Source organism: Sporolactobacillus sp. THM19-2 (assembly GCF_004153195.1).
Lineage (GTDB): Bacteria > Bacillota > Bacilli > Bacillales > Sporolactobacillaceae > Sporolactobacillus.
Genome location: NZ_SEMC01000072.1, coordinates 1 through 538, shown reverse-complemented (window position 1 = coordinate 538; position 538 = coordinate 1). Strand labels below are relative to the sequence as shown.

The following is a 538-nucleotide window of genomic DNA, read 5'->3' as shown; positions in this document are numbered from 1 at the left end:
TCCATTCTGGAGAGGTTTATTCAGGCATCAGACGGTGAACGTGGAGCGAGCAATTGAACCCGTTCCCTTGTCCGATTTTCATAGATTATCTGGAAACTACTTTACCAAACTCTGTCCTATTTCACGGATTTTAGCGAAGAGCCAAAAATCAGCACTTTACGGCTGATTCCGATAAATCCCACTTCGCTTGATAGAGTCTTATCAGCGATGGCACATAAGACACCTGTTAGATAGTCGATGACTACAAAGACTAGTGCATCGTAGCCAAGATTTTGAAATTAATTGTAATACTTTACCTTTTTTGATAGACTCTATTTAGAAAGGTGAAATAATGCGTCCTATAAAATACATCGTTGCTTTAACTGACGACGAAGTGACCCGGCTTAAGAACATCCTGAAAGACAAAACGATCAATCAAACCATCAAGAAACGCAGTCAGATTTTACTTGATGCCGACATCAATCACGGAGAAACACACCAGCGCAAAGAGATTGCGAAGTATAATCGTGTTGCCCCCTCAACCGTGGCCAACGTGACC

1 protein-coding gene and 1 pseudogene are annotated in these 538 nt (G+C 41.8%); one reads left to right on the top strand and one right to left on the bottom strand.

The window, feature by feature from the left end; all coding sequences use genetic code 11:
• Positions 1-116 precede the first annotated feature (116 nt).
• Positions 117-245 (bottom strand): annotated as a pseudogene (locus EWH91_RS14350) (phage holin family protein); the annotation flags it as partial.
• An 86-nt stretch (positions 246-331) separates the two neighbouring features.
• Here EWH91_RS14350 and EWH91_RS14345 point away from each other — a divergent pair.
• On the top strand, positions 332-538 hold a 207-nt coding region (locus EWH91_RS14345; protein WP_206184354.1), incomplete at its 3' end, for a hypothetical protein.